Raw genomic sequence first — 25,335 nt, forward strand, 5'->3', positions numbered from 1 at the left:
AAAGCTTTTAAAATTATTTATGCTGAGAATTTTAAAATTTATAACGTAAATTCAAACTGGTTGTCATACCACTCCCCATTACATAATCTGCATTCACAGCACGATACTGACTTAAAGTTGAATAATAGCTATTGTTTAATAAATTTTCAACTCCCAAATTTAATGACCACTTTTTATTAAATGCATAACTTCCGGCAAAATTAATCAGATTTACAGTTGAGATTGGCCCTTCACTATTATTGTATCTTCCATTAGCATTTGGCTCAAAACGATTACGACAACCTGTATTAACCCATGATAATTGTAAACTCCAATCAGAAGTTGGTTTGTAATTAATAAATCCAGTTGCTTTAGGAGGAGCGATACGTGATCCGTTTAAGTAAACAGTGCTTCCGTCATCAAATTCCGCTTTTCCTTCTACATATGAATAACTTCCTCCAACATTCAGTTTATCAGAGAATCTATAATCCAAAGTTATTTCATATCCTTTAATTTTCTCAGGTTCACGTTGTGCAACCAAACGTCCATCCACCTCAATTAAATTAGCACCTAATTTTGATGTACTAATGTAATAAGCCGCCGTAATATTAAAATTATAGAATTTACTAGAGAAACCTGCTTCGTAATTATTGGTAATAATTGGATCAGTTGCTAGATTTGCAATAGTACTTTCTTCTGCACTTCTTAAAATTCTTCCTAATTCATTAATGGCAAATGCCTGAGAAAAACTTACAAACGGATTGAAAACTTCATATTTATTAAAACGAAGACCAGCATTAAACATCGTAGCATTATATGGAATTTTACCACCTTCTACAAAAATACTTCCTTGGTTATTAGGGCCTGAAGCAATTGTATTATAATCTTTAACACGAACGGTTGCGTTTTCATAACGTAATCCTCCTTTAAAGATTAAATTTTCTAAAACATCTACTTTTAACTGTGCATAAGGCGCAATATTCAACATGTCCATTTTCGGAATATAAACACGTCCATCAACTAAATCTTGAAACGTAACATCATTTAAAAGGTCAATACCATACGTAACTTCAGAAGGCATTGAAGCTATAGTAAAAGGAGTATTCAAATTAACTCTTGTTCCGTTTTTATTAGAATTAATCATCGTTTGCCCTGGACCATACCAAGCCGTAGCCGAAGCCACATAACGATTCATAGACTGAAAAGAATTCAAATAAGCAGACACATCCAATTGTGTATTGTTAAATAAATTATTCTTAGAAAAAGTAAACATAAAGTTATGGTTGAACGGCGTTCCAGCATTTTTACCAGGTTCTGTACCTCTCACACCAATTGTAGGAGTTTGTCCATATACCCCAGCCTGGCTAATGTATTTAGCATTTTGAGTACTTCCGTAAAAATTGTAAACTACATTAAAACTAGTATGTTCGTCCATGTCATATCCTAATTTTACAAAAGCATTAGATTGTGATGAATTAGATAAACCATCCGTTTGTCCCAAAGGTTTTCCATCAGCATCTCTTTGAAGACCCGTGTAATCAAAAGCACCACCAATAACATAACTGAACTTATTCTTTCTACCATTAAAAAATTGTGAAACACGATAGCCAAAAGTTTCACTACTATGAATCGGATTAAAAGTCGCACCAACAGTAGTAATTCCTTGAAAACTATCAACTAACGGACTTTTCTTTGTAATGTAATTGATAATACCACCACCTGAACCATTTCCATAAATAGAAGTAGCTCCTTTAATAACCTCAATACGTTCAATTGCATTGGCATCGACCACACGAATATCACGAGCACCATTCATTAAAGGCGTAGATTGTGGAATTCCATCAATCAAAACTAAGACTTGGCGTCCTCTTAATGTTTGTCCCGAGTTCGTTGCTTTATTTGTCGACGTACCAAGACCAGGAATAACATTTCCTAAAATAGAAGACAAATTGGTGTTTATACTGCTTTGAGTTTGTATTTCTTTTTGACTCATGATGGTTATCGAAGAAGGAACTGTAGCAATATTTTCCTGTTTTCTACCTGCAGTAACCACAACTTCCTGTAGTTTGTTTTCACTATTCAAAACAATTGTAATGGTATTTTTTTCTTTCAAATTCGAAAAAACATACGAAAGAGGCTCATATTCCGAAGCTGTAACAGAAACTGTTTGATCTTGTATCTGACTGGTTAAAATAGAGACTTCACCAGACTTGTTTGTTGTTCCGATAATTTTATTACCTGAAGCAACAGAGGCATTTGAAATAGGATTTTTTGATTCATTTTCAACCTTTAAACGGAGTGATTGCGCATTTAATTTAACGGCTAAAAAAATTAAAAGAACTAAGAAAATAGGGCGTTTAAAATTCATTTTTAAGGTATTCGAAAAAAACATTATGGCGTTATTTTTATTTAGATTGATTCTGCGCAAAAGTAATCATTCTAAATTATTTCACAAATAGTTAAGATTTTTTAAGTCGATTTCTCTGGACTTATAAATGACTTTAACAAAGGGCAAACAGGCTCTTTCATCAGTAACCATAAGGTTTTATATATACTTTTTAATTAATTTATAATAAATAACGAAACAACTTTTAGCATTTAAAAACTAAGAAATAAATACATTTCATTTTCCATTAATATATTATTAATAAATAATTTCATACTTTCGCATTTTTATTTATTCTAAATAAGAATAATTATAATCCTAATCAAATTTCATGAAACTGAAAATAGTATTGCTCTTTGTATTCTCGACAACATTTTTAATAGCACAAAATACCCTCTCAGGTAAAGTAAATGATCAAGATGGAAACCCTTTGATAGGTGCTAACATTTTACTTTTAGGTACCAAAATTAATACCGCAACTAATTCTGGAGGATTTTATAAAGTAGAAAATCTCGACAACGGCAATTATGTAATTGAAGTGAGTTTTGCAGGCTATACTTCAAAGAGACATAACATTCTTATAGAAGATTCTTCAAACAATACAATCGATATTACTTTAGAAAAAACTAATAATACGTCAAAAGAAGCAGAAAAATTAAATGATGTAGTCGTAAAAGGTATATCTGAAAAACAAAAAAAAGAGCAGACAGCACAAGCCGTTTCAGTTATAGAAATCAAAGAAGCTAAGTTTAAAACTGCAGATTTGGGTGAAGTACTAGCACAAACGCAAGGCATAAATGTCAGACGAACCGGTGGCTTGGGATCAAGAACCAATTTTTCAATGAATGGATTGACAGGTAATCAAATCCGATTTTTCTTAGAAGGCATACCTCTGGAATATCACGGTTATACTTTTGGAATTTCAACTGTTCCAGTAAATTTAGTTGATCGTATTGAAGTTTATAAAGGAGTAGTTCCTATTGAATTTGGAGCAGATGCTCTTGGTGGAGCCATCAATTTGATCACTCCAAAAATAAAGCGTGGTTTCAGTGGATCTTTTGCTGCTCAAGCAGGATCTTTTGGAACTTACAGATCCTCCTTAATTTTAAACAACTATAACGGAAAAACTGGATTTTTTATAAAGGGAACCGGATTTTATGATACTTCACAAAACAACTATAAAGTAGATGTTGATGTACCAGATGATGCCGGTAAAATTAAAAAAGTAACAGTTCCAAGATTTCATGATGCCTACAAAGGTTATGGAGTGCAGTTGATCACTGGTTTAAAAGAGCGAACTTGGGCAAAAGAGTTAAGCATCGAAGGATTTTTTACCGATTACACAAAAGAAATTCAACATAATCAATTAATGGTTGGAGTACCTTATGGAGAAGTCATGACCTATCGAAAATCGGCTGGATCAGTTCTTACCTATCGTAATGACTTTGGTGAAAATTTTAATTTAGATTTTATTTCTGGATATAATTACAGGGAACGCCAATTTAAAGATGTTTCTGATTATGTTTATAATTGGTATGGTGAACGTATTGAAGGCTCTGCAGGAAATGTCAGCGGAGAGATCTCTGAATCTACAGGTCCGAGTGATACTTATACCTAGAATAATGATGTCTTTTCCCGTTTAAAAGCTTCATGGAAAATCAGTAATCAATATGCTGTAAGTTTTACTTCTGCTCCTACCTACTCCAAACAAACTGGAGACGACAGGCTTATTAACGGTTATGATCCAGCAACTGCTATAAGGGATTATTTTACATGGGTGAATGGAGCAGACTTTAAAGTAAATGCTCTTGATGAAAGGTTAGAAGATGTTTTTTTTATAAAAAATTATTGGCAAAAAATCAGTTCAGAGGAAAAAATACCTTCTAATAATAGCGTTATAAAAGAAGACAGAAGCGTGAATTACTTTGGTTTTGGAAATGGATTCCGTTTTAAATTCAATCCGCAATTTGCTACAAGATTAACTTATGAATATGCCACTCGTCTACCTCAGACTGACGAGCTTTTCGGGGATGGACAATTCATACAAGGAAATTTAAATTTAAAACCTGAGCGCAGTCATAACGTCAATTTTGAACTTTTTTTCACATCTAAAACAAATTTTGAAAAGAGCAGCTGGCAAGTTCAAACTAATTTCTTTTTAAGAAAAATAGACAATCAAATTTTATTTGTTCCTAGTCTGGACCGCAATAATATTTATCAAAATGTATTTGCTGCTACTTCTAAAGGAATCGAAGTTTCTGGTAGCTGGACTTCTAAAAACGACAAACTTTCCTTTCGTGCAAATAGTACTTATCAGCACTTTTATAATGACTCAGACGAAGGAATATTTGCAGCTTACAAAGGAGACAGAGTACCTAATCAACCTTACTTTTTTGCCAACGGAGGAGCTAATTACTCTTTTCATAATGTCGTAGGAAAATCAGATAAATTATCTCTGTTTCTTGATGCAAGATATGTTTATGAATTCTACAGAAGTTGGGAAAGTGCTTCTGTAAATCCATTCGTTATTCCAAGCCAGCAGACTTTTGACTTTGGAGCAACTTATCATAACAGTTTAAACGGAGTCAAATATGCTTTGACGGCGGAAATACAAAACTTAAGCAATGAAAAAAATTATGACTTTTTTGGTGTACAAAAACCAGGAAGATCTTTTAATATCAAATTAGTAACTCAATTTTAATTAATAACCAACAGATATGAAAACAATTCCATTTTTTAAAAAACATGCTGCATTAGCAATAATGTGTTCATTATTCGCATTAACATCATGTAGTTCAGATGATTCCCAAACAGATGATGGGCAAGGCGATAATCCTACAGTTATAGCAGCAGTTCGTGTAAATACTCCGTCAGGTAGAGTTTTTTATTTAGGTGCTTACGATAAATTCCCTTCCACTCTTGATTACAAAACGATGACAGAAATAGGCCCTGGAGCAACTATCTATTCTTATGGAGAACATCCATACGTTTGGAATGGTACTGCTTCAACCTTGACCAAATATAATGTAAGCAATGACATGAAAATTTCAAGTGCAGATGCTTTAAGCCTTGCAGGTACAGGTGTTAGCGGTACTTTTGGTCCTCCCGCGTTTGTGTCTGAGACAGAAGCTTATTTTTTCGCCTTAAATGATGGTAAAATCATTAAGTTCAATCCAACATCTATGACTATTACAGAAACGATAGCAGTAACTCCTCTTCCATTAAGTAATGATCCTGCTGTTAAAACATCTACTTATAGTAGTTATGTTACTTCTGCAAAAAAAATTTTACTACCGGTTGGAGCAACACCGACAGATTATAATAAGTTTCCACAATATGCGCAAATTGCAGTTTTTGACATAGCATCAAAAGCAGTTTCATATGTTAAAGATTCACGTATGTCAATGGGATATTTTACTTTTGCCAAAGGTAATGACGGGACTTTGTATTACAGATCTTCTCGCGAAACAGCTCTTTCATTAGATTATAGTACCGTAACAGGCAATCCACCAACAGGCGGATTGTTAAAGGTAAATCCTAATGGAACATTCGACCCTAACTTCTTTGTAGATTTAAAAGCAGCAATCAATGCACATTCAGTAAATGTAGTGCCTTATGTTCACGGAGACAAAGCCCTTGCTCAATATCTTGATAACACCTTTACTCCACCTGCAAAACCTGCTGATTGGTATAATGCGCCAACTAAATATGCACTTGTAGACTTAAAAACTTTAAAAGTCGAACCTTTTACTTCCTTTGAACAATATGGAACAGTATACTCGGTAGGAACAATTGATGGTGTAGAGTATTATGGAAATATCCCTACTGCTAATATTGATTTTAAATACAGACTTTTGAAACAAAAAGGAGCTGCTGACTTTGAAGCAGTTTCTGAAGCTATTGGTGGAAGTTTAATTTTTGTTGGAAAACTAAGATAAGCTTCATCTGCATACTTTATCTCTAGCAAGTACTTTAAAAGGATTTACACTTAAGTTTGAAATACTCGAAAGAAAGAATCTGCCCAAAAGCAGGTTCTTTTTTTATCTCTCAACATATGTAAAAGGTTTTCCCATCTTCCATACCTAAATTTGATTTCATATTAATCTTGAAATCTTGTCGTATGTCTTTTAAATCCCTTTATTTTTCAGGTCTTCTGTTACTCGTACTTTCAGCAAATGCACAAAACCAACCTATTACTAGTAGTTACATTGTAACAAAAACCAATGATACCTTATATGGCAAAATCAAAATGAATGCTTTTACTGGTGAAAGAAAATTGATTACTGCTGACAGTTCATACAAAATAGATCCAGAACAGTATTCTGCTTACTATGATCAGAAACACAAATCTCTTTATCGAAGTAAAATTCTTCCCAGCCTCTTAACAGAAAAATTAAAAAAGAAATTAGCAATTGTCGAAAAACCAGATTGGTTAAAGTGCATCGAAGATGGAAGAATAACATTGTATCAACAAAAAAATTATACATACAGCAATACTCCCGATAATGCACTCGGTATTGTCATTACCCTTAGTGGTATTATTGCTACAGGCGGAGTTCCAAATTCAGAATTTACCTCTTGGTATGTAGAAAAAGAAGGTATTCTTTCTGTCATTAAGCATAATAAATTTGCGAGCATTGATGGTACAACAAGAAAAGAACGCAAGGATTTACTTGAAAATCTGATAGCTGATAAAATTTCAAAAAAGAATTATGAAAACAAGGTTTTTAGCTTTGAAAATGTACAGCTACTTATTAAAGACTACAATTCAAAATAGTAGTAAAAAAATAAATTGAGGTATAATACTAATGACGTTAAACATTACATTTGTTTTTCCCTTAAAAACACAATTTGATGAGTACTACCTTCCAATACGAAATCTATTTTGATAAAAAAATGACTGATGCCGAATCGACCCTGTTTTGTAAATCAATGGAAGAAGCAACCAATAATCCTAAATTGATTATTAGTGAAGCCGTTGGCGAAGATTTTGTAAAGGGATTTGTAGAATATGGTTTGAGCGGAATGGATAAAGAAAATGCTATTAAATACTTTATCGAACAAATCAATACCTTGGATTATAAACTGGAAATAAAAAACTGCGGTTAATGTTTTTATTAAATATTATTTTCATCTTGACTTTAACTAACTCTGTAGTTTTGCAAATGAATAACATTCAAAAAAAACTCCAATATTTAAAATACTGGAGTTTTTTCATTTAAAAACTTATAATCAATTAATGTCCGGAAAAATTGTTCGTATGTGCTACAAATTTCAGATTCTTTGCACAATACAATCCGAAACACAGAATATAAACATAACAGAATACAGGAACGATAAATGATTTCTGTACGCCAAAATCAGAATCGGCAAGAACACCTTGAATCAACGGAACCAAAGCGCCACCTAAAATAGCCATTACCAAAAGTGATGAACCTTGACTTGTGTATTTTCCTAATCCAGCGATACTCAAAGTATAAATATTAGAAAACATAATCGAATTAAAAATCCCAATTCCTAATATACTGTACATTGCCATTTTTCCTGTAGTCAAAATACTCAAAAGCAACAAAACAATATTAATAGAAGCAAATATCGCCAATGTTTTGGCTGGTGCCGATTTTCCAATCATAAAAGCAAAAAAATTCAAAACCAAAAACACAAGGAAAAAGCTCATTTGACTAAAAGTTAGGTTTACAATTGAATAAATCAGTAAAAAAACAGCTCCTGCAGTGAGTATCATATATACTATTTTCTTAGAAGCGCTTATTCCCTGATTTAGCGAAATAGCGCCAAGAAAACGGCCAATCATAGCACCACCCCAATACATCGCAAGATAATTTTTACTGACCGCTTCAGTCAAACCACCAATGCTGTCTAATTCTAGAAAACTGATAATAAAACTTCCCACTGCCACTTCTCCTCCAACGTAACAGAAGATCCCTAAAATACCCAATCGCAATTGCAGGAATTCTAAAGCTCCAAGACCTCCATGTTCTGTTTCTTCTGTTTGAAAAGAAGGCAATTTTACATTATAAATCAAAACGGCGACTAAAATTAAAATTCCAGCAAAAACTAGATACGGAATACGAGTTGCTTCAGCAGTAATAGTATGATCACCACCTGAACCAAATACCAAATAACCACCAAGTATAGGTGCTATTGTCGTTCCAAACGCATTAAATGCCTGTGTCATATTTAATCGTCCAGACGCACTTTCTTCTGTTCCAAGTAATGAAACATACGCATTTGCTGTAATCTGTAAAATTGTAAATCCTAATCCGAGAACAAATAAAGCGCCAAGGAACAAGCCATAGACTGAAAAAGTAGCCGCAGGATAAAACAAAATACAGCCCAGAGCCGAAAGAAGAATTCCTGAAAGAATTCCTTTTTTGTAACCTACTTTATTAATCGGATCACCTTTATAATAAGAAAATACAAAATAAGTTAACGATCCAAGAAAATAAGCTCCGAAAAAACAGAACTGAACCAGCATCGATTCTACGAAAGTAAGGTCAAATAATTTCTTTAAATAAGGAATCAAAATATCATTCATACAGGTAATAAATCCCCACATGAAAAATAATAATGTTATTGTAATCAACGGTACGGTGTAATTAGGAACCGCTTGATTAGAGTTGTTTTGGGTATTCATAATAAAATATATAAATCGAGAAAAACCGTCTCGAAAAAATATCAAGACGGTTTCTCAGGACTAACTAACTAAAATTAAGGTTTAAGTTCAGTAAACTTTGTATCTAATGCAAAAGCTTTCTTTACTTTCTCCACTGTAATTTCTTTTGGAACTGAAAATGATCCAGTTTGTTTAATATTTAAAGAAGATGCTCCTACAAGTACTTTATAATTTCCTGCTTCAGCAACCCATGCACTTCTATTTTCTAAGAAAGAAGCCAGATCTTTTGGAGCTAAAGTCATTGTTATTACTTCACTTTCACCTGGTTTCAACTCTTTTGTTTTAGCGAAAGCTTTTAATTCTTCTTTCGGTTTATCTATTGTTTTTGAAGGTGCCGAAAGGTACAATTGAACCACTTCTTTTCCTGCTACTTTTCCAGTATTTTTAACGGTTACAGAAACTGTCAATTTATCTTTGAAAGTTGGAACACTTAACTTTATTCCAGAATATTCAAAAGAAGTATAAGAGCTTCCAAAACCAAATTCGTAAGATGGTTTAATGTTGAACGTATTGAAATAACGATATCCGACATAAACACCTTCTTCATACGTTACATCTGTTGGATTATCAATTGGGAATCCAGGGAAGTTTTTAGCTGAAGGTGTATCCGAATATTTCGCTGGGAAAGTCATTGTCAATTTTCCAGACGGATTGATTTTTCCTGAAACGACATCGGCTACAGAATGTCCTCCTTCTTGTCCTGGTTGCCAAGCTAATAAAATGGCATCTACTTTATCTTTCCAAGAAGCAGTTTCGATTACACCACCAATATTTAAAATCACAACTACTTTTTTGCCTTTTGCGTGGAAAGCTTTTGAGATTTTATCCAGCATTTCAATTTCTTCGTTTGCCATATTGAAATCGTTGTCTACTACTCTATCTCCACCTTCTCCAGAATTTCTTCCTAAAGTCACAAAAGCGATTTCAGAACTTGCTGCTTTTTTAGCAATAAAAGCATCATCCATTTTTAGTTCTGGAAGTCTTTCTGGCAAAGCCAAAACGCCTCTTGCTTTTCTTCTTTCTTTTTCTGCAACTACTTCTTTTTCTGCATGCGGCGTATACAAATCGACTAATTCTTTGTCTAATTTGTAACCAGCTGCATTTAATCCTTCTAACAGAGAAACCGTGTGTTTGTTATTTACACTTCCAGATCCTGTTCCACCTGTAATCCAAGCGTATGAAGTCACTCCGAATAAAGAAACTTCTTTTTGCTTGTCAGCGAAAGGCAAAGCATTTTTCTCGTTTTTAAGCAAAATCATTCCTTCTGCAGCTGCTTTTCTTGTTATTGCAGCATTTTGCTCTAAATTAGGTTTGTCGCTGTATTTGTATTTTGCGAAAGTAGGCGTGCGAAAAACATATTCTAAAATTCTTCTCACGTTAGTATTGGCAACTTCTTGAGATAATTTTCCAGAATTTAAAGCTTCTAACATTGCTTTTTTCTGAACTGGAATTCCTGGCATTAAAAGGTCGTTTCCAGCAATCATTTGCTGAACCACATCAGAATTTGATCCTTTTTGAATCGACTCAAAACCTGGAAAACCACCGAACCAGTCTGTCATTACAATTCCTTTGTAACCCCATTCGTTTCTTAAAACTTCTGTTAATAAATCTTTGTTTGCAGAAGTATAAATTCCGTTCAATTTATTGTAAGAAGACATAATCGTCCAAGGATCAGATTCTTTAACCGTAATTTCAAAACCTTTTAAATACAATTCTCTAATCGCTCTTTCAGAAACGTGAGCATTTATAGTCAAACGATTACTTTCTTCGTTATTTACTGCAAAGTGTTTGATAGAAGTTCCAACACCTTGAGATTGAATTCCGTTTACAATTGCGGCAGCTGTTTTTCCAGAAATCAATGGATCTTCAGAATAATATTCGAAGTTTCTTCCGTTCAATGGATTTCTGTTAATATTCAACGCTGGCGCTAATAAAACGTCAACACCATATTCTTTCACTTCATTCCCCATTGCTTTTCCAACTTCTTCCAAAAGCGCTTTATTCCAAGTCGAAGCCAAAGCCGTTCCTACTGGGAATGCTGTTGCATAATACGTTTTAGAATCATTTTCTCTTGTTGGTGCAATTCTTAAACCCGCAGGACCATCGGCTACGACTGTTGCTGGAATTCCGAATCTTTCAAAAGCGGCGGTTCCTCCCGCTGCTCCTGGAACTAAACCTTGTTTAGAATCTCCAACTGGACCTGTCAATACTTCAATTCCCGGCATTCCAGTTCCAATTAATAATTCTACTTTTTCTGCATTGGTCATTTCTTTGATAATCGCATCAATTCTCTGATTGACAGAAAGACGTGTATCTTCCCACGGATCTAATTTTCCGTTTTTATTCGAATCAACAAAACTAAATCCGTTAATGGTAATAACAGGATCTTTTTCGTTATCTGGTAACTTGTTAAAAGACAAGCTCGAAAGTACCAACGCTGTTAAAAGCGTTACTCTCACTGTTTTTGTAACTTTATGTTTCATGATATATAGTTGTTAAGTGGTTTCTTTAATTTAAAAATCCTTGCAGTTTAAGCCATTCTTCAAAGCGAGTTTCCCATGAATCGACTGGTAAATTTTGTATTCCAGTACCAAAACCATGTCCGCCTTTTGAGTACATGTGTAATTCAACACTTTGGTCGGCTTCCAGCCATTTGTTATACATTTGAATACTTCTTGGAGCCAATTTCAATTGATCGTCGCTGGCTGCGCAGATAAACATCGGAATCTTTTTTTCCGGCACTTTAATATTTAAAAGTTCCGCTCTTGGTCCACCGTAAATATTCGCGACAAAATCTGGAAGCTGTTCTATTGTATTGTCCAAAACAGTTTCCATTGCTACAGTGCTTCCGGCAGAGAAACCAATAATTCCCACTTTTTTAGTATCTATGCCGTATTTTGAAGCATTGTTGCGAACATAGTTCACGGCTGTTTTTCCGTCTTTTGCAGCCAACTGAATTGTTGCCAGCGAGTTTTTTTCAAAAGCCGCTCTATCTTTTAATTTGTCCATCATTTCCCTTGCAGGATCGTTGGTATCTGTTTTATTCAAACGATATTTTAGTACAAAAGCCGTAATTCCTTTTTTACTCAAAATAGTAGCCAGTTCTTTTCCTTCTCTGTTAATGGATAAACTTTGAAATCCTCCTCCTGGCGCGATTACAATTGCAGTTCCTGTATTTTTAACTCCTTTTGGAACTTGATACACCAATAAACTTGGATCGGTTACATTGTAAACCACATCGGTTTTAAAAAGGTCTGAATACATTTGGGCTTCTTGCTGTGTCCAGTTTTCAGATCCAGGTGCTTTTCCTTCGTATAATTTTATAGTTTCCTGCGCTTTTACAGAAATGCTAACAAGCATTGAAAGAGCTAATAGTATTTTTAATTTATTTTTCATCTTGTCGTTGTTTTATTTATTTCACGCAGATTTATTAAGATTTAAGCTGATTCCGCAGATTTTTATAGTTCTCGCAAAGTCGCTAAGACGCTAAGTTTTTTTAAAAGAATGAAGTCAAACTGTGTCGAATCCCGCGTGTGATTTCTCGTTCCTCGAAATGACAAACTAGACTTTTGTAATTCTCGCAAAGTCGCTAAGACGCCAAGTTTAAAACTTAAAAAGAGAAACTTTGCGACCTTGCGACTTTGCGAGATTAAAAATTACTGTTTCTTATAAGCCTCAGTTCTAGCATCTTTTATAACACCTTTCCAATTCAATCCAAAAGCAAAATCGTATACATTTCCTTCTATATCTTTATGCGGAATCATATCAAATGGAACGTCTTCAAATTGTTTTTCAACGGTTTCCATATTGGCTGGCATTTGCACTGGAAGTAATCCTGAAGGTTCTGTTTTTCCAGAAATAATATCTAAAACAGCTTGAGAAGAAACTCCGAAATTCAGAACAATTCCGTCTACTTCTTTTTCAAATTCATTAAAAATCATTGGCTTATTTGCCGTAACCGAAACAATAACTGGTTTTCCGTTCATCATATCTTTGGTATCGAGAATTGTTCTCAAATCCATAGTGTTGGCAGCGGTAACCGTTTTGTTTTTATAAGTTCTGTCTTTGATTGTTGGATCAATAACCTGATCGCCGGCTGCGATACTTTTAGATCTTGCTTCGGTTGCAGTGTAAGTTCCGTATTGAAGTGAAATTGGCACATAACCGTTGCTTCCGTTTGTACGGTCTTTTAAATCGTAACCTCCTTCTAAACTCTGCGGACTTGTCACAAAAACAATAGCAAAATCTGCTTTTGAAGGATCTTCCGTAACATTGTAATATTTCTTTACCAATTCTAAATTAACTGGATATTCTAATTTCGGCTGACTAGCAACTCCCCACCAATCTTTGGTTGAAGCGGTATAGATTTTCGGAATAAAAACTGTTTTCTTTTCTTTTACAGGAAGAACTGCCGATTTGTTTTTCAACAACACAACCGACTTTAATTGCGCATCATAACCTGCTTTCATAAATTCAGGATTTCCAACAACTGCTTTTGTTTCTTCCACATTCAAATACGGATTTTCAAAAAGTCCTACTCTGAAAATGTTTTTCAATAAACGCACCGCTGATCTTTCGAATCTGGCTCTCATAAAAGATGCTCCAAATTCTTTAACTCCCATTTCGTAAGCGGCTAAAACGGGCTTTTTATCATTGTTTCCACCAAACTGATCTACTCCAGCAATAATTGCTTTATAGTGTCTTTCGTCAATCGAAAGATTTTCTACTCCCCAAGGTTTTCCTGCAAAGATATTTGGTGTTTTTCCCTCCTCAGCAGTTACTAACCAATCGGTACAAACCACGCCGTCGTAACCGTATTTGTCTCTTAATAAATCAGTAATAATGTATTTGCTGTAACCGTTGGCAACATTTTCATTGTACTTTTTATCCTGATCAAAAGTGATGGTGTAATAAGGCATTACCGCCGAAGCTTTACTCGTTTTTCCTTTTAATTTGAAAGCACCATTAATAAACGGATCAATATGCTGCTGTAAATTATTTCCTGGGTAAACCGCAAATTTTCCGTAAGCCCAGTGACCATCGCGTCCGCCTTCTTCAGCACCGCCGCTTGGCCAGTGTTTTACCATTGCGTTTACACTTTTATAACCCCAGCCGTCTTTAATTTCGTCTTTTCCGTATGAAGTTTGGAAGCCGTCAATATAAGCTCTTCCCATATCTCTGGTTAAAGCAGGGCTTTCGCCGAAAGTCATCGAGATTCTATACCATCTTGGCTCAGAACCTAAATCGATTTGCGGAGATAATGCTGTTGCAATTCCCAACGCACGATATTCTTTTGCTGCAATTTGTCCGAACTGCTCCACTATTTTTGGGTCAAAAGTCGAAGCCATTCCTAAACCATCAGGCCACATCGAAATTGTTCCGCCTGCTCCCGCGTTAAACTCAGAGGTTACATTTGCGGTATGACGCGGATCTGTACTCGTATTGCTCGGAATTCCTAGTCCAATTCCTTCTACAAAAGCCTGCATTTCGTTGTTCCATAAAGCGGCAACTTCTGGAGATTGCACACTTGTAATCAGAACATGACGCAGATTATCTTCTTTTAAGAATGCTTTTTGTTGGTCTGTTAAATTATATGCTTTTGCATTGCTTTCAGGAAATACTTTTCCGTTATAAGTTCCCGCATTATATCCAGAAACTCCTGCTGGCAAAGCTTGATGACGACTGTAAAGCATCAATCCTGCAATTTGTTCCACCGACATTTTTGAAGCTAAATCTTTTGCACGTTCATCTGCCGAAAGGCGCCAATCTTCATATTTATCCAGCTTTCCGTTTTTATTTAAATCTTTGAACTTTTTCCCGTTTACAGTCAAAATTTTGATTCCAGATTCAGGAGAATATCCTAAATCTGCACCTTTATTATTTTTAACAATTGTAAAATTGGCTTGCTGTGCCTGCATGGTAACGCTTAGAAAAAAAGCGAAACCAGCAGTTATAATTATTTTTTTCATCGAAATAAAATTTTAGAATCTGAAATTAAGAGAAGCTTCTAAAGTAAATGGACGGATATAAGATCCAACCAAAAGCTGATCGTAATAAGCTGAAGCATCTGTAATTAACTCTGCTCCGTTGATGGTTCCTTTTGCTCCTGTTTGGTTTAAGAAGTTTACCGCTGTTAAACCAATATCAAAATGTTTGTTGATTTTGTAGTTTACTCCTCCAAAAGTTTCCCATCTTGGCGCAAAGTATAAGGCGTTTGTTAAGTTCGCATATTGCTTGCTGAAGTAACGGAAACTCGCCCAAACCTTGAAATCTTTATAGGTATAACTTGGATCAATTTCCATCAATACTTTTGAAATTTCTAACACATTTTTGTCGTTGTATGAATAGTTATTTCCGAAAGCAGAGAAATCGTAGTTTTTGTAAACTGGATCTTGGAAAGTGATTAAATAATGCAGATTAAATCCTTTAAACGGTGAAGCCACAATATCTGTAGTCCAGCCTAAAGTTTGAATATCATAGAAAACTGTTGCTACTTCTGACTGTGTTGCATCTGAAGGATTTACCAAGTTTAATCTCGCCAAATAGTTGTTTCTAGTTAAATAAGTTGCCTGAGAAACTACGCTGAAATTTTTATTGTTGTAATACAATCCAAACGCTGCTAACGGACTTTTTGATTTTGCATTATTTGGAATTGCCGCTCCTGAATAACTTTCTAACTGACCATTTTTTTCTGTATAAGTAAAGTCGGCAAGAATTCCAGCACTTTTTGTTACTTTATAAACCGCATTAATCGAACCTCCTAAGTGAAACCAGTTGTTGTCAAAATACGTTTTCTGACTTGGATCAAACACTAAATCTGGTGTTCTTGGTGTCAAATAATAATCTCCTTTTAATTTGTGGTATCTCAAATTCACACCATAAGCTAAACTGAAACGATCTGAAATAGTCCAGTTATCAGAGAAATAACCTGATAATTTGTTTTCAAAACCATTGTGGTATTCTCCTCCAACATTGTAATTGTAAAATCCGTCAGCGTCTGTGTTTGAAGTTCCACCTGGTGTGTTACGAACCAATTTATCTGGATTTGCACTTACCGTTTGATTAAAGAAAGAACGGCTTGATGTAAAGTCATCAACTTGATAATAGTATTCTGTTAAACCAAATCTCCATTTATGTTTTTCTACATTTTTTGTAAGTTCAAATCTAGACATCGCTGTTTTTGTCGGCGTTCCATCAGTATACAATCCTAACATCGAATTTACATTTCCAACATAAGCATTTCCAGTTGATTTGTAGGTGAAGTTATCTGATGCACTCGCTTGGAAAATCCCTAGTGGAATTGAGATTAACTGAGAAGCTTCAGCATAACGAAAACGAGTGGAGAAATTTAATTTCCAATCATTTGCCAAATCATAATTTCCAAGAATATCAAAAGTGTGTGAAGTAGTTGCCGCATCGCTTCCGCCCATATCAGCAAATTTCGTTTCACCCGTCATGATGTCTTTAAATTTCATGATTCCATCATTTACGATATACGAATCACGTCCAATTTTAAAGTCGTTGTATTCTTCTACTTTTCCGCCTTCTTTGTATCTGAAAACAGCATAATTGGTTAAAGATGCAGAATTGGCATATTTATACAAGAAACTGATTTTTCCTTTTCCATTATTGAATTTCTTTGTCAAACCTGCTCTATAAATCTGTGTTCGGTCTGAGTATTTAGCGAATTTCAAATCGAATGAATTCGGATCATAATTGGCGTAAGCTCCCAACGTGTATGACCAGCCTTTTGCTAACGGACCAGAAACATTTAAGTCTCCTTTCAACCATCCGAAACTTGAACCAGAAAGATTTCCAACGATTTCCAGTTTATCAGTTCCTAATTTTGTGTATGAGTTAACTGCAAAACCTAAATCTCCTGTTGTAATGGCAGCTTCCCCCACTTTTAATAAACCTGTTCTTTCTAAACTTGTACTTTGTCTCCAAGTACGGTTTGGAAGTTCTGGCCAGAAATAATAAACCACTGGCAAATCGTTTTCCTGAATCGTGATTCCTCCCACTGATGAAGGAAGTCCAATGTTTACTTCACGCGGTCCAGTATTGTTAGCCGCATTCAGCATTACATTTCTATTTTTTTCTTCTTTAGTGTCTGATTCTACAATTTTGGTAGTTTTTTTAATCGAATCTGTGGCTTGTTGTTGTTTTTTATCTTCTTGAGAAAAAGCTTCTGAAGCTGGATAAAATGCCAAACAAAGTGTGGCAATAATTAATTTTTTCATGAGTAGTTTAAGTTAGGTTTTTCATTATGAATTCTTCATTGCTTCATAATGAAGCAATATTAAATACTATTTTTCATATCAACAAATAATTGATGTTATAATTTTTAATATCGCATTAAAACCCAGTGATAAATTCCATAAAAACAACAAATGAGAAGATTGCTCTGAATTGTTAAATTGACACTTAAATTTTACTACCTCGTTTGCGTAAAGTGTTGTAATTATTGAAAAAAAGACACGATTAATAATTGATTTATTAAATTCGAATGAAGCATTCAAAAAATAAAATATCACCTTTTAAGTTTTTTTTGTGATGTCAATAAAATTGTCAGAAAAAATTGAAACAATTTGACTCGTACCTATTAAAAAGTTTAAATTTGAAGCTAATTGTACCCTCATGGAATTTAAAAAACTACTCGAAACACGTTCTGAAGAATCTTGGAAAAAGTATATTCCGACACTTTCTATTGACTGTGTGATCTTCAGTTTTCACGAAAATGAACTTCAGGTTTTGATCTTAAAAATGAAAGATCGCGAAGAATGGGGACTTCCTGGAGGTTATGTAGAAAAGGTTGAAAATGTCGATGATGCGGCAGTTCGAATCTTAAAAGACAGAACCGGAACAGAGAATGTTTACCTGCAGCAATTTTACACTTTTGGTAATTTAAACCGTTCTGAATTTGCTTTTGAAGATTACGATGATAGTATGTGGCACAAACAGCGTTTTGTTTCTATAGGATATTACGCCTTAGCAGAACACGGGCAAGTAAAACTAAATATTGATGAATTTTCTAGTATTGTGAAATGGCATTCTATAGAAAATCTTCCCGCATTTATGATGGATCACCGTATTATTTTTGATAAAGCTTTGCTAACACTTCGTGAACAATTGAACAATCATCCAATTGGTTATAGTCTTCTTCCTGAGAAATTTACAATGCCAGAACTTCAAAAATTATACGAAGGTATTTTAGGAAAAAAATTAAATCGAGGAAATTTTTACCGAAAGATTCTTCGCTACGATATTCTAACCAAATTAGATGAATCCAGAAAAGGCGGTGCACATAAAGCTCCAGATTTGTATAGTTTTGATTTGGAGAAATATAATGAAGCTCTTAAAGAAGGACTTAAAGGAGGCTGGTAAAATTTACTGTTTAAACTTTATATAAAAAAACTCTCAACATTGCTGAGAGTTTTTCTTTTAGATACTATTTGTTATTTTTAACAGAATCCGTTTTTACGGTTTGATTCCCTTTTTGTGTAGAGCCAGCTGTACCAGAACCAGTTGTGCCCTCGCCTGTCGCTCCTGTCGTTCCATTTTGACCATTTTGATCAGAATCTAAAATTGCAGAAGAATCTACCGCAGGTCCAATACTATCTACAGACATGTTCATCGAATCAGTTTGATTTGAATTGGGATAAGCATTGTTTTCATTCTTTTTACATGAAAATACAATAGTGGTCAATAACAGCATCATCAATATTGTTTTAAAAAAAGTCTTCATAATTCGTTATTTAAAAGTTATAGAACCCCAAATCTAAAACATTGAAAATCAAGAATTTTACATAATCACATTTCCCTATTACAGAAATCATAGTTTGAACTCTATATAAATGTAAAACCTGTAAATCAGCTACTTAATCTTATAAGTAATACTAATGGAGAATGTCCGAATTTTGTTTAAAACATTTTCTGAAATGAACACAAAGACACGATTTATATAAATATTTATAGTTAACAACTGAAATATGGAAAATATAGCAAACTACTTTGGTCAACATATCCTTCAAAAAAGAATTGTGATAACTGGTGGAACTACTGGAATAGGAAAAGCAATTGCTGATCTTTTGGTTTCACTTGGCGGTCGCGTTTTTATTTTTGGAAGAGATGAAAATGACCTTGATAATGCCCTAAATGATATTAAAGAAAAATCAAAAGCTGGTGAAATTTATGGAGTAGCGGCAGACATTACCAAAAAAGAAGACATTGAAATGATCTGGAAGAAAGTAGATAATGATCTTGAAGGAATTGATATTCTCATAAACAATGCGGCCTTACCAGCAGGAGGCATAATTGAAGGTGAATATGAAGACTGGAAATATATTTTAGAAACCAATGTTTTAGGATATATCGCTTTCGCTAAAGAAGCGGTTAACAGAATGAAAGAACAAAAATCTGGACATATCGTAAACATTGGTTCTATGAGTGCCGAAGTAAAAGAGAAAACTGGTGTCATATATGTTTCGACCAAAACAGCGATTAGAGGTTTCAGCACAGCACTTCGAAAAGAAATAAATCCGCTTGGAATAAAAGTTTCGCATGTAGAGCCAGGAGCGGTAACAAGTGATATGCAACCTACTTCTAAAGAAGTACAACAAGAGAAAATAGAAAATATGGAAATGCTTGAAGCAGAAGATATTGCCATGAGTGTTCTTTTCTGTTTATCGCAGCCAAAGAGATGTGATATTGTAAGTATGCAGATTAGACCTCATTTACAAATTATTTAAATTGAAGTAAAACAGAAATTTTGAAATGTTTTTCATCAAAATTAAAAGACAAAAGTTAAAAATTATAGTATCTTTAATGTAAGAATTACACGTCCCTCCATACACAATGATTTTAGAAAATACCAATTCAACTGAAAATATTTCTCAAAATTTTCCAATAGCAGCCATTGCAGGCACTTCGGGAGAATTAGAAGCTTTGCATAAAATAATTTCGCAAATACCAAAAGATTCTGGTATTGCTTATATTGTTTTACAGCATTTATCTTCCAACAATCCTGATAATCTTACTTCCGAATTATCGAAGTTGGCAAAGATTCCTGTTGTTGAAATTGTAAATCAAATTGATTTTCAACCTGACCACATTTATGTTGTTCCAGAAAACAATTATTTAATGGCTGAAGATGGTATTTTAAAAATGCATGACATCAAACGTATTGACAAAATCACTCAAAATATTGACATTACTTTTGAAGCTATTGCACAGATTTACAAAAGTTTTGCTATTGGTGTTGTACTTTCAGGGAGCGTATTTGACGGCACATTTGGATTAAAAAAAATCAAAGAATATGGTGGTGTTACCATTGTTCAAGATCCTGAAACGTCGCATTTTAAAACAATGGCTCAAAATGCTATCGAAGCAGACGCAGTTGACTTTGTTTTAGCACCTGAAAATATAGCCACTCAAATAGCTACTATTCGTAAAAGTTATCTCAATAATGATGCTTACAGTGAAGAGGAACATATATCTAAAAAAGAAGAAGATGTTCTGAATCAAATTTTAAATCTCATTCTACAAAAAACCGAAAATGATTTCTTTCATTACAAAAGACCAGCTATAAGAAGACGTATTACACGCAGAATGGTTATTTTGAAAAAGGAAACTTTGAGCGATTATTATACTATTCTTCGCAGCAACAAAAACGAACAAGAATTACTTTTTAATGATTTACTAATTCCGGTAACCTATTTTTTTAGAGACGAAGATTCTTTTGAAGCTCTTTCAGAAACGGTTTTACCGCAATTAATTCAAAACTGCACCAATAATACTTTACGTTTATGGTCGGCGGCGTGTTCTACAGGTGAAGAAGCATATTCTCTGGCTATTGTAGTTTGTGAATATTTGACATTACATAATATTAAAGATTTAAAAGTCCAGATTTTTGCATCGGATATTTCGGAGAAATCTATTGCAAAAGCCAGATCGGCAATTTATTCTGCACAAGATGTACAGCATATTTCTGAAACTAGATTAGAAAAATATTTTACCAAACGTGACGGCCATTATCATCTTAATAAAATAATTCGCGACATGTGTATTTTTGCGACTCACAATTTTATTAAAGATCCTCCTTTTGCTAAAATCGATTTGGTTTCCTGCAGAAATGTCCTAATTTATCTGAACTCTTTTCTGCAAGAAAAAGTACTGAGTTCATTTCATTATTCGCTGAAAGAAAAAGGTTTTTTATTTCTTGGAAAATCAGAATCGGCAAATAGTGTACAGCATTTATTTGACGCAGTTGTTAAACAAGATAAAATTTACGCTAAAAAATTTACACCTGCGCGCTACGTGCCACAGGCTTTTAAACCTGCGTACAACAACTTAGCTGTCAAAACAAAAACCTACGATAACGCCAATCAAGAAACTGATTTTAGAAAAGTAGCCGACGATATTTTATTTTCAAGATATACGCCAGCAAGCGTTATTATTAATGAACATTTAGAAATAGTTCATTTTCATGGCGATACTTCTCCGTATTTATTGCCAGCGCCTGGAAGACCCAATTTTAATGTTTTAAAAATGGCTCGCGAAGGCATTAGTTTTGAGCTTCGCAACGCTATTTTGGAAATCAATAAAAATAAAGACAATATTATTCGAGAGCATCTTTCTGTAAAAGATCAAAATTATCAGGCTTCTTTTGAAATTTTGACACTTGCCAATGATGAAGATCATCTTATGATTCTTTTTCGTAAAAATCCGCTTCCTGAAACAGATTTAGAGTCAAAAAATAGTAAAAAAAATGCCGATCAGCTTCGAATTGCAGAACTCGAAAAAGAATTATCGCACTTACGTGAAGATATAAAACGGGTTACAGAAGAAGAACAAATTGCTTTTGAGGAACTTCAAACCACAAATGAAGAATTATTAAGCAGTACAGAAGAACTTCAAGCCATGAACGAAGAATTGCAGACTTCGACCGAAGAATTGCAATCGAATAATCAGGAATTAATGTGTACCAATGATGAACTTTTGGATCGTCAGGAGCAATTACTTTCTATGCGAAATTATGCAGAATCCATTGTGCAAACCATTAGAGAACCTTTAATTATTATTGATAAGGATTATAACGTGAAAAGTGCTAATCCGTCGTTTTATAAATATTTCAATACCACAGAAAAAGATATCGAAGGCTTTTCATTTTTTGAAATCGGAAACTGTCAATGGGATATTCCTGATTTTAAAGATTTACTTTTTAAAATGGTTTTTCAAAAGCAAAATATCGAAGATTATAAATTGGAGATTAATTGTGGCGGTGATAAAAAAACACTGGTTGCCAATGCACGTTTGATTCAAAATACAAAACCAGAAGGCATGATTTTGCTGGCCTTTGAAGATATTACGGATATTCTAGCTTCAAATGAATTATTGAATAAAAGGAACTCTGAATTACAAATTTATAACGAACAGCTAGAAAATTTCACTTCTGCTGCGAGTCATGATTTGCAGGAACCTCTTAATAAAATTCACATGCTTTGCCATCGAATTTTTGAAAAAGAAAAAACTTTATCAGAAGACGGAAAACATAATTTACAGCGCGCCATGCACTCGGCTAAAAATATGAGCCAGTTAATTGCTGATTTGATTAATTATTCGAGATTAAACTTTAGCGAGAAAAAATTCAAAAAAACCGATTTTAATCTGCTTGTCAAAAAAACGTTGACTGATATAAAAGATTCAATTGAGGAAAAGAAGGCTGTTGTAACTATTGATATTGCAGAGAATTCTGTAAATGCAATTGCTTTTCAAATACAACAATTGCTTACGAACTTGATTTTAAATTCTATTAAATATTCCAAGGAAAATATTGCACCTGAAATTAAGATCGAAACCACAAAAGCTTCTGTTGAAGAAATAACAAATCTGGGAGGCAAAACAGAAACGGAATATGTCAAAATTAATGTTACTGATAATGGTATCGGTTTTAGTAAAGATTTTGAAAACCGTATTTTCGAACCTTTCTTCAGATTACACAGCAAAGACGAATATGCAGGAAGCGGACTTGGTTTGACCCTTGTGAAAAAGATAGTTTCTAACCATAACGGTTTTATTAAAGCATCCAGTAAAATTGATTTTGGAACTACAGTAAGTATATATCTTCCTCAGTAATATATACTTATAATACTGCTGGTTTATGGAAATTATGGAAGTCTTTACAGTAATTGTAAAAGATAATTCCGTATAGTAGATTTAAATTTATATGAAGAGGAAACTCTTTCTGATTTTCAAAATTTACATAATTTATCTTTTAAGTTTTGGAAATTTTATTTGTACCAAAAACATAAAATTTAAGATTGCCATAAACCCCGCAAAATGAAAACTGATGAAGCACAAATAAATCCTCAAAATATTCATTTTCAAGTTACAGCAATTGCAAGTTCTGGAGCTGAAATTGATATTTTAAAAAATATAGTTTCTGATCTTGCATTGGATTCTGGAAGAGCTTATTTAATTTTTGAAAATTTATCTTCGCCTCAAACCCTTAATCTTGCAGATGAACTAACGTTTTACACTCACATACCTGTTATTGAAATTGTTCATCACATTGATATTCAACCCAATCATATATACGTTGTTCCTGAAAATAATTTCCTGACTCATGAAGATGGAATATTAAAACTTCAATCTAAAAACAGAATCAGTAAAGCTGACAATGGTTTTGATTTGTTTTTTGAAGCAGTTGGACAAGCCTACAAAGCTTATGCAACGGGTATAATTCTAAGCTGGTTTCCACTTGATGGTTCTACGGGACTCAAAAAACTAAAAGAAGCAGGCGGTTTTACAATTGCGGCACTTTCTAAAAGAGGCCTCATTCAAAATGAAATGACCTCTGAATATATTGATTATTTTACTGCGCCAAATGAAATTGCAGATAAGCTTTTGCAAATTCATAAAAGCAATTTAGTCACGCATTCTTACGAAGAAAAAGAAGAATCTACACCAAGCGAACAAGAACTTCTTGATCAAATAATTGAAATATTGTTGCTAAAAACGGGTACAGATTTTCAGCATTATAAACATTCTACTTTACGAAGAAGAATTTCAAAAAGAATGGTTGATACGAAACAAGAAACCGTAGAAAAATATGTCGATTTTCTTCGAAGTAATAATAAAGAACAAGATATATTATTTGATAATTTTTTGATTTCGGTGAGTTACTTTTTCCGTGATCACGAAGCTTTCAATAATTTATGCAAAACTACAATTCCTTTTCTTATTGAAAATGTAACTAATAATACAATCAGAATTTGGTCGGCTGGATGCGCTACTGGAGAAGAAGCTTATTCTCTTGCGATCTGCATTCATGAATATTTGGAAGAAATCAATAGAAATGATATTAAAATACAGATAATTGCATCAGACCTTTCTGAAAAGTGCATTTCAAAAGCACGTTCGGCATCTTACACTGTACAAGATGTCAAAAATATAACTGATAAGAGACTTGCAAAATATTTTACAAAAAGAGATAACAGTTTTCATGTCAATAAAATAATTCGGGATATGTGCGTTTTTGCTGTGCATGATTTGACTAAAGATGCTCCTTTTTCTAAAATTGATTTTGTTTCCTGTCGCAATGTTTTGATTTATTTTGATACTAATTTACAAAATCAAGTATTGGCATCATTTCATTATGCATTGCGTTCAAATGGTTATTTATTCCTCGGAAAATCAGAATGGGCGCATCATGTGCCGCATTTATTCACTGCTGTCGATAAACTGGATAGAATCTATACTCGAAACACAATTGCAACAGTTCAATCAAAAAAAACAAATCACAAGGATCAATACAACAGCCTTAAAATAAAAGAGAATACCGAAGTTAAAAAAGACTATAATTCAATAACATCTAATATTTTACTGGAACATTTTTCTGCCGCTGCCGTATTAATTAATGAAGATTTGGAAATAGTACATTTTCATGGCGATACAAGTCCGTTTTTGCGCTTAGCCTCTGGAAAACCAAGTTTAAATATTCTAAGTATGGCGCGAGATGAATTTGTCTTTGAACTGAGAAACTACATTTTAAAAGCTAAATACGAGAAAAAGAACTTTTCAGGAGAATTTCTTTCTTCTAAAAGGCAACCTTTTTTAAATTCTTTTGAAATCATTTATCTTGAACCTCATCCTGATTTATTGCTTATTATTTTCTATCAAAATGCTATTTCTTCATCAGATTCAATGGATGGCTAAGGAATAACTTTTATAGTAAAAATTCAAAACATAAAATCTCCAAAAATGGAGATTTTTTTTG

The 25,335-nt window shown here is 33.7% G+C and carries 16 protein-coding genes; 9 read left to right on the top strand and 7 right to left on the bottom strand.

The window, feature by feature from the left end:
* Positions 1-31: 31 nt before the first annotated feature.
* Positions 32-2,347, bottom strand: coding sequence for a TonB-dependent receptor (locus tag NQQ59_RS23335; protein WP_257698448.1), 2,316 nt, complete (start codon positions 2,345-2,347; stop codon positions 32-34).
* A 349-nt stretch (positions 2,348-2,696) separates the two neighbouring features.
* Between NQQ59_RS23335 and NQQ59_RS23340 the strand changes: the two genes are divergently transcribed.
* The 5 genes from NQQ59_RS23340 to NQQ59_RS23360 all read left to right on the top strand — a co-directional run bounded on the left by NQQ59_RS23340 (position 2,697) and on the right by NQQ59_RS23360 (position 7,474).
* Positions 2,697-3,983, top strand: a complete 1,287-nt coding sequence (locus NQQ59_RS23340; protein ID WP_257698449.1) for a TonB-dependent receptor — start codon at positions 2,697-2,699, stop codon at positions 3,981-3,983.
* A 159-nt stretch (positions 3,984-4,142) separates the two neighbouring features.
* On the top strand, positions 4,143-5,066 hold the full coding sequence (locus tag NQQ59_RS23345; RefSeq protein WP_257698450.1) for a TonB-dependent receptor domain-containing protein: 924 nt from the start codon (positions 4,143-4,145) through the stop codon (positions 5,064-5,066).
* A 16-nt stretch (positions 5,067-5,082) separates the two neighbouring features.
* A complete protein-coding gene (locus NQQ59_RS23350) occupies positions 5,083-6,303 on the top strand; it encodes a hypothetical protein (RefSeq protein ID WP_144212100.1) in 1,221 nt (406 codons plus the stop codon).
* A gap of 182 nt (positions 6,304-6,485) precedes the next feature.
* Positions 6,486-7,142 carry a hypothetical protein gene (locus NQQ59_RS23355; protein ID WP_144212098.1) on the top strand — a complete coding sequence of 219 codons (657 nt, stop codon included), beginning with the start codon at positions 6,486-6,488 and terminating at the stop codon, positions 7,140-7,142.
* Between the two features lie 77 nt (positions 7,143-7,219).
* Positions 7,220-7,474 carry a hypothetical protein gene (locus tag NQQ59_RS23360; RefSeq protein ID WP_144212096.1) on the top strand — a complete coding sequence of 85 codons (255 nt, stop codon included), beginning with the start codon at positions 7,220-7,222 and terminating at the stop codon, positions 7,472-7,474.
* Between the two features lie 127 nt (positions 7,475-7,601).
* On the opposite strand, the gene NQQ59_RS23365 is transcribed toward NQQ59_RS23360, so the two are convergent.
* The 5 genes from NQQ59_RS23365 to NQQ59_RS23385 all read right to left on the bottom strand — a co-directional run bounded on the left by NQQ59_RS23365 (position 7,602) and on the right by NQQ59_RS23385 (position 17,299).
* Positions 7,602-9,020 carry a sugar MFS transporter gene (locus tag NQQ59_RS23365; RefSeq protein WP_144212094.1) on the bottom strand — a complete coding sequence of 473 codons (1,419 nt, stop codon included), beginning with the start codon at positions 9,018-9,020 and terminating at the stop codon, positions 7,602-7,604.
* A gap of 74 nt (positions 9,021-9,094) precedes the next feature.
* Positions 9,095-11,542 (bottom strand): beta-glucosidase, encoded by a 2,448-nt coding sequence (locus NQQ59_RS23370; RefSeq protein ID WP_144212093.1) that lies wholly within the window; start codon positions 11,540-11,542, stop codon positions 9,095-9,097.
* 25 nt (positions 11,543-11,567) lie between these two features.
* Complete coding sequence (locus NQQ59_RS23375) at positions 11,568-12,455, bottom strand: alpha/beta hydrolase (RefSeq protein ID WP_144212091.1); 888 nt, start codon at positions 12,453-12,455, stop codon at positions 11,568-11,570.
* A 260-nt stretch (positions 12,456-12,715) separates the two neighbouring features.
* On the bottom strand, positions 12,716-15,028 hold the full coding sequence (locus tag NQQ59_RS23380) for a glycoside hydrolase family 3 protein (protein WP_144212089.1): 2,313 nt from the start codon (positions 15,026-15,028) through the stop codon (positions 12,716-12,718).
* Positions 15,029-15,040: 12 nt separating this feature from the next.
* Entirely contained in the window at positions 15,041-17,299 is a 2,259-nt protein-coding gene (locus tag NQQ59_RS23385) for a TonB-dependent receptor (protein ID WP_144212087.1), read from the bottom strand.
* A 397-nt stretch (positions 17,300-17,696) separates the two neighbouring features.
* On the opposite strand from NQQ59_RS23385, the gene NQQ59_RS23390 reads away from it, so the two are divergent.
* Positions 17,697-18,443, top strand: coding sequence for an NUDIX hydrolase (locus tag NQQ59_RS23390; RefSeq protein ID WP_144212085.1), 747 nt, complete (start codon positions 17,697-17,699; stop codon positions 18,441-18,443).
* A 64-nt stretch (positions 18,444-18,507) separates the two neighbouring features.
* On the opposite strand, the gene NQQ59_RS23395 is transcribed toward NQQ59_RS23390, so the two are convergent.
* Positions 18,508-18,804, bottom strand: a complete 297-nt coding sequence (locus NQQ59_RS23395) for a hypothetical protein (RefSeq protein WP_144212084.1) — start codon at positions 18,802-18,804, stop codon at positions 18,508-18,510.
* A gap of 244 nt (positions 18,805-19,048) precedes the next feature.
* On the opposite strand from NQQ59_RS23395, the gene NQQ59_RS23400 reads away from it, so the two are divergent.
* From NQQ59_RS23400 to NQQ59_RS23410, 3 genes are all read left to right on the top strand, one after another.
* The gene (locus tag NQQ59_RS23400; protein ID WP_144212082.1) at positions 19,049-19,807 is read left to right on the top strand and encodes an SDR family oxidoreductase; all 759 of its coding nucleotides are present in this window, start codon (positions 19,049-19,051) and stop codon (positions 19,805-19,807) included.
* Between the two features lie 106 nt (positions 19,808-19,913).
* Positions 19,914-23,192 carry a CheR family methyltransferase gene (locus NQQ59_RS23405; protein ID WP_144212080.1) on the top strand — a complete coding sequence of 1,093 codons (3,279 nt, stop codon included), beginning with the start codon at positions 19,914-19,916 and terminating at the stop codon, positions 23,190-23,192.
* Between the two features lie 204 nt (positions 23,193-23,396).
* Positions 23,397-25,274, top strand: a complete 1,878-nt coding sequence (locus tag NQQ59_RS23410; RefSeq protein ID WP_144212078.1) for a CheR family methyltransferase — start codon at positions 23,397-23,399, stop codon at positions 25,272-25,274.
* Positions 25,275-25,335: the final 61 nt, after the last annotated feature.

The organism is Flavobacterium panacis (genome assembly GCF_024649945.1).
Lineage (GTDB): Bacteria > Bacteroidota > Bacteroidia > Flavobacteriales > Flavobacteriaceae > Flavobacterium > Flavobacterium panacis.